This window comes from Roseateles sp. P5_B10 (assembly GCF_056400485.1).
This window is the reverse complement of sequence record NZ_JBFULE010000281.1, coordinates 1-6,188: the sequence shown is the minus strand read 5'-3', so window position 1 is coordinate 6,188 and position 6,188 is coordinate 1. Positions and strand designations below refer to the sequence as shown.

Below are 6,188 nucleotides of genomic sequence, written 5' to 3'. Positions count from 1 at the left end.
CCGCCTCAGCCCCAATCTGCGCTCGCCGCTGACGGTGGCCGGCCTGGGTGTGAAGGAAGGGGACTTCATCCTCGCCATCAACGGCCATGAGCTGATGGAGCCGACCAACATCTATTCGCTGCTGGAAAATACCGTCGGCAAGCAGGTCGTCATTGCCATCGCTCGGGACGCCGCCGGCAAGGGTCGCCGCGAGATCACCGTCGAGCCCATTGCCAACGAGAGCCTGCTGCGCCGCTGGGCCTGGATCGACGGCAACCGCAGGAAGGTGGAGCAAAAGAGCGGCGGCAAGATTGCCTATGTCTACATGCCCGACACCGCGGGCCAGGGCTTCGAGCACTTCAACCGCATGTTCTTCGCGCAGATCGACAAGCAGGCGCTGATCGTCGACGACCGCCGCAATGGCGGTGGGCAAGCGGCGAACTACGTGACGGAGCTGCTGTCGCGGCCGTATCTGGGCAGCTGGAAGGACCGTGACGGCCTGGTCTTCGACACGCCGGGCGGTGCCATCTACGGCCCCAAGGCCATGCTGATCGACCAGGACGCCGGTTCGGGTGGCGACTTCATGCCCTATGCCTTCAAGCGCGTGGGCCTGGGGCCGCTGATCGGCAAGCGCACCTGGGGCGGCCTGATTGGCATCTCGGCCAACCCGCCGCTGACCGATGGCGGCTTCCTGACCGTGCCCTTCTTTCGTTTCTACACACCGGATGGCGAATGGCGCATCGAGAACGAGGGCGTGTCGCCTGACATCGACGTCGAACTCGACCCGGCGGCCGTCAACGGCGGCGATGACACGCAGCTGGATGCGGCGATTGCCGATGTGATGAAGCGCCTGGAGGGGTGGAAGCCGATCCAGCGCAAGGCAGCGCCGAGCGCCGCAACCTTGGGCCGCTGATGAAAGCCTGGGCGGCCCTGTCCCTGCGGGGCCGCCTGTTCCTGCTGGCGCTGCTGCCGCTGCTGGCCTCCCTCGCGCTGATCGCGCTGGCCGTGCGCCAGCAGGAAAGCGAGCTGGCGGCGCGCGAGCATGCGCTGGTGCGCGCCAGCTATATGGACGCGCGGCGCACCGAGCTCAAGCATTACGTCGACCTGGCGGTCAGMACCATCCAGCCCTTGCTCGGCCAGCCGGGCGGGCCCGAGAGGGCGCTGGCCATCCTGTCCTCGCTGGACTACGGCCGCGACGGCTATTTCTTCGTCTATTCGCTGGACGGCCACGTGCTGATGCATTCGCGCCAGCCCGAGCTGATCGGGCAAAACCTCTGGGAGATGCGCGACCCGAAGGGCCGGCCCACCATCCAGCAGCTCATCAATCAGGCCAAGGCCGGCGGCGGCTATGTCGAATACCTGTGGCGCAAGCCGTCCAGCAGCCTGCTGGCGCCCAAGCTGGGCTATGTCGTCACCGTGCCGCAGTGGGACTGGATGCTGGGCACGGGCCTGTACCTGGACGGCATCGAGGCCACGATGGCCGAACTGGAGCGCGGCGCGCGCCAGAACATCACGGCCACCATGCTGTGGGTGGGCGCTGTCGCCGTCTTCGGCGTCGCGCTGATCAGCGCCGGTGCGCTGGCCCTGAACCTGAGCGAGCACCGCAGCGCCGAGGCCAAGCTGCGTGCCCTGGCCCGCCAGGTCGTGCAGAGCCAGGAGGACGAGCGCGCACGGCTGGCGCGCGAGCTGCATGACGGCGTCAGCCAGGCGCTGGTGGCCACCAAGCTGCTGATCGAGTCCGCCCAGCACGAACCCAAGGGCGCTGCGCGGCTGCAGGAGCTGGCCTTGAAGCGCCTGAACAGCACGCTGGCCGAGGTGCGCCACCTGTCCCACGCGCTGCGGCCGGCGCTGCTGGACACCCTCGGCCTGCCTGCGGCACTGCAGCATCTGGCGGGCGAGTTCGACGCTGCCGGTGGCACGCATTTCTCGGCGGCGGTTGAGGGTGAGGAGGTGGGCTTGCCCGAGGCCGTGAACACGGCCCTGTTCCGCATTGCCCAGGAAGCGCTGAACAACGCGGCCCGGCATGCCCACGCGACGACGGTGAGCGTGCTGCTGCGTTTCGAGCGCGACGGTGGCCTGGCGCTGGAAATCAACGATGACGGCCAGGGCTTCGACGCCGACGCCGCCCAGGCCGCAGCCGACCGGGGACTGGGCCTGCGCAGCATGCGCGAACGGGCGGCCGCCCTCGGTGCCCGCCTGAGTCTCTTCGCTTCGCCCGGCATGGGCAGTCGCCTCACGGTCAAACTAGCGGCTTCCGACCTGGCTCGCGCTGCTGCATGACCCCGACACCCATCCGCATCCTGCTCGTTGACGACCACCCGATGGTGCGGGAGGGCCTGGTTGCGCGCCTGGCAGCCGTGCCGCGCTTCGAGATCGTTGGTGAGGCCGGCGGGCGCGCCGAGGCCCTGGAGCAATTGGCGCGCACGGCGCCCGACGTCGTGCTGATGGATGTGGGCTTGAAGGACGGCAACGGCATCACGCTGGGCGCCGAGATGCTGGCCGCCCGGCCATCCATCAGGCTGCTGATGTTCAGCATGTATGACAACCCCGAATACGTGCAACGTGCGCTGACCGCCGGTGCGCGAGGCTATGTGCTCAAGGATGCGCCGGCGACCGAGATCGTGTCGGCGATCGACGCGGTGGCCGCGGGCGGCACCTTCCTGAGCGCTGCAGTCTCAGGCCGGCTATTCCGCGGCCAGGCCCCCAAGCCGGTGCTGACGCCGCGCGAAAGCGAGATCCTCAGCCTGCTGGGGCAGGGCGCGTCGAGCAAGCAGATTGCCCGCGACCTGGACCTGTCGGTGCGCACCGTCGAGGCCCACCGCCAGAGCATCAAGCGCAAGCTGGAGCTGGACGGGCAGGCGGAGCTGATCCGGTATGCGGTCGAACATGCGAGAGAAGCCGGATTGAAATGACTCGCGTGTTCGCGCAAGAGCGGCCCGGAAAAGGGACTTGATCCCCCTAGATTGCCATGCTAGAAGCGGGCACTTTTCGTACCTGGCACAGCGGTTTGAAATGACCCGGCGCCGGGCGAAACTCACTCCTAATTTCTGAATCGGGCGGGACCATGAGTGTCGACATCGCGCAGCAACCTCGCAGAAAGCGCGCCAACCCCAAGGCGACCATTCCGGCCGCTACGGCCGATGTGTTGAATGGCGGCGCCGAGCTGAGCGCTCCACGCTCGCGCCAGATCCTGGCGGCGTTGTCCGCACTGCGCGACGGCGACTTCACGATCCGCCTGCCCAACAGCTGGGACGGCATCGACGGCCAGATCGCCGCCGCCTTCAACCAGATCACCGCCCAGGAGGCGCGCATCGCCTCCGAGGTGTCGCGGCTCTCCGCCACGGTCGGCAAGGAAGGCCGGCTCAAGCACCGCATGTCGATGCCGGGATCGCTGGGCGGCTGGGCCATCAAGGTCGAATCGATCAACACGCTGATGGACGACCTGGTGCGGCCGACCGCCGAGATCGCGCGCACCATCGGCGCGGTGGCCAAGGGCGACCTGAGCCAGTCCATGGAGCTGGAGGTGGACGGCCGCGAGCTCAAGGGCGAGTTCCTGCGCTCCGCGCGCCTGGTCAACACCATGATCGACCAGCTGTCGGTGTTCACGAGTGAAGTGACTCGCGTGGCGCGCGAGGTGGGCACCGAGGGCAAGCTCGGCGGCCAGGCCCAGGTGAAGGGCGTGTCGGGCGTCTGGAAGGACCTGACCGATTCCGTCAACCAGATGGCCGGCAACCTGACCGCCCAGGTGCGCAACATCGCCGAGGTGACCATCGGCGTGGCCAACGGCGACCTGTCCAAGAAGATCACCGTCGACGTGCGCGGCGAGATCCTGCAGTTGAAGGAAGCCACCAACACCATGGTGGACCAGCTGCGTTCGTTCGCGTCCGAAGTGACCCGGGTGGCCCGCGAGGTGGGCACCGACGGGCGCCTGGGCGGCCAGGCGGTGGTGCCCGGCGTGGCGGGCACCTGGAAGGACCTGACCGACTCGGTCAACGCGATGGCGACCAACCTGACGGCCCAGGTGCGCAATATCGCCAACGTGACGACGGCCGTGGCGCGCGGCGACYTGARCCGCAAGATCACSGTGGAYGTGAAGGGCGAGATCCTGSAGCTSAAGGAAACCATSAACACSATGGTCGACCAGCTCARCGSCTTCKCSTCCGAAGTGASCCGCGTGGCSCGCGAGGTGGGCACCGAGGGCAAGCTCGGCGGCCAGGCMSMGGTGCCCGGCGTGGCCGGCACMTGGAAGGACCTGACCGACAACGTCAACTCGATGGCGTCCAACCTGACGAACCAGGTGCGCAACATCGCGGACGTGGCCACGGCCGTGGCCAGCGGCGACTTGTCGAAAAAGATCACCGTGGAGGTGAAGGGAGAGATTCTTGCCCTGAAGAACACCATGAACACCATGGTCGASCAGCTCRRCGSCTTYGCCKSCGARGTGAGCCGYGTGGCGCGCGAGGTGGGCACCGACGGMAAGCTCGGCGGCCAGGCMCAGGTGCCCGGCGTGGCCGGCACCTGGAAGGACCTGACCGACAACGTCAACTYCATGGCCTCCAACCTGACCGGGCAGGTGCGCAACATTGCCGAGGTGACGACGGCCGTGGCCAACGGCGACCTGTCCAAGAAGATCACCGTGGACGTGCGCGGCGAGATCCTGGAGTTGAAGAACACCATCAACACCATGGTCGACCAGCTCGGCGGCTTTGCCTCCGAAGTGACTCGCGTGGCGCGTGAGGTGGGTACCGACGGCAAGCTCGGCGGCCAGGCGCAAGGCCGCGGCGTGGCCGGTATCTGGAAGGACCTGACCGACTCCGTCAACGCGATGGCGACCAACCTGACGGCCCAGGTGCGCAACATCGCCGACGTGACCACCGCCGTGGCCAACGGCGACCTGTCCAAGAAGATCACGGTGGACGTGCGCGGCGAGATCCTGGAGCTGAAGAACACCATCAACACGATGGTCGACCAGCTCAACGGCTTTGCCGGTGAGGTCAGCCGTGTGGCGCGCGAGGTGGGCACCGACGGCAAGCTCGGTGGCCAGGCCCAGGTGCCCGGCGTGGCGGGTACGTGGAAGGACTTGACCGACAACGTCAACTCGATGGCGTCCAACCTGACGGGCCAGGTGCGCAACATCGCGGACGTGGCGACGGCTGTGGCCGGCGGCGACCTGTCCAAGAAGATCACGGTCGACGTGAAGGGCGAGATCCTGGAGCTGAAGAACACGCTCAACACGATGGTGGACCAGCTCAACGGTTTCGCCTCGGAAGTGAGCCGTGTGGCGCGCGAGGTGGGCACGGACGGCAAGCTCGGCGGCCAGGCCCAGGTGCCCGGCGTGGCAGGTACCTGGAAGGACCTGACCGACAACGTCAACTTCATGGCTTCCAACCTGACGGGCCAGGTGCGCAACATCGCCGATGTGGCGACGGCCGTGGCCAGCGGTGACCTCTCCAAGAAGATCACTGTGGAGGTCAAGGGCGAGATCCTGGCGCTGAAGAACACACTGAACACCATGGTGGACCAGCTCAACGGCTTCGCGTCCGAAGTGAGCCGCGTGGCGCGCGAGGTGGGTACGGACGGCAAGCTCGGCGGCCAGGCCCAGGTGCCGGGTGTTGCCGGCACGTGGAAGGACCTGACGGACAACGTCAACTTCATGGCTTCCAACCTGACGGGCCAGGTGCGCAACATCGCCGAGGTGACGACGGCCGTGGCCAACGGCGACCTGTCCAAGAAGATCACGGTGGACGTGCGCGGCGAGATCCTGGAGCTCAAGGACACCATCAACACCATGGTCGACCAGCTCAACGCCTTCGCCGGTGAAGTGACCCGCGTGGCGCGCGAGGTGGGTACCGAGGGCAAGCTGGGTGGCCAGGCCCAGGTGCCCGGCGTGGCCGGCACGTGGAAGGACCTGACCGACAACGTCAACTCGATGGCCTCCAACCTGACGGGCCAGGTGCGCAACATCGCCGACGTGACCATCGCGGTGGCCAATGGTGACCTGTCCAAGAAGATCACCGTGGACGTGCGCGGCGAGATCCTGCAGCTGAAGGAAACCATCAACACCATGGTGGACCAGCTGCGCGCCTTTGCGTCCGAAGTGACGCGTGTGGCGCGCGAAGTGGGTACCGAAGGCAAGCTCGGTGGCCAGGCTGCGGTGCCTGGCGTGGCGGGGGTCTGGAAGGACCTGACCGACAACGTCAACTCGATGG

The 6,188-nt window shown here is 67.2% G+C and carries 4 protein-coding genes; all 4 read left to right on the top strand.

Translation table 11 applies throughout. From position 1 onward, the window contains the following. On the top strand, window positions 1-892 hold an 892-nt coding region (locus tag AC1DU6_RS16930; protein ID WP_477858459.1), incomplete at its 5' end, for a S41 family peptidase. After that, on the top strand, window positions 838-2,259 hold the full coding sequence (locus AC1DU6_RS16925) for a cache domain-containing protein (RefSeq protein ID WP_477858457.1): 1,422 nt from the start codon (window positions 838-840) through the stop codon (window positions 2,257-2,259). The genes AC1DU6_RS16930 and AC1DU6_RS16925, both read left to right, overlap by 55 nt. Further along, window positions 2,256-2,891: a response regulator gene (locus AC1DU6_RS16920; protein WP_457324248.1), complete on the top strand. Its 636-nt coding sequence runs from the start codon at window positions 2,256-2,258 to the stop codon at window positions 2,889-2,891. The genes AC1DU6_RS16925 and AC1DU6_RS16920 overlap by 4 nt, the downstream gene beginning before the upstream one ends. A 152-nt stretch (window positions 2,892-3,043) precedes the next feature. Further along, the coding region (locus AC1DU6_RS16915) for a HAMP domain-containing protein (protein WP_477858454.1) at window positions 3,044-6,188 on the top strand (3,145 nt) is incomplete at its 3' end.

What these genes read in the sequence shown, in the direction of transcription:
- AC1DU6_RS16920 (WP_457324248.1), top strand. Translation starts at nt 2,256, where the DNA reads ATGACCCCGACACCCATCCGCATCCTGCTCGTTGACGACCACCCGATG.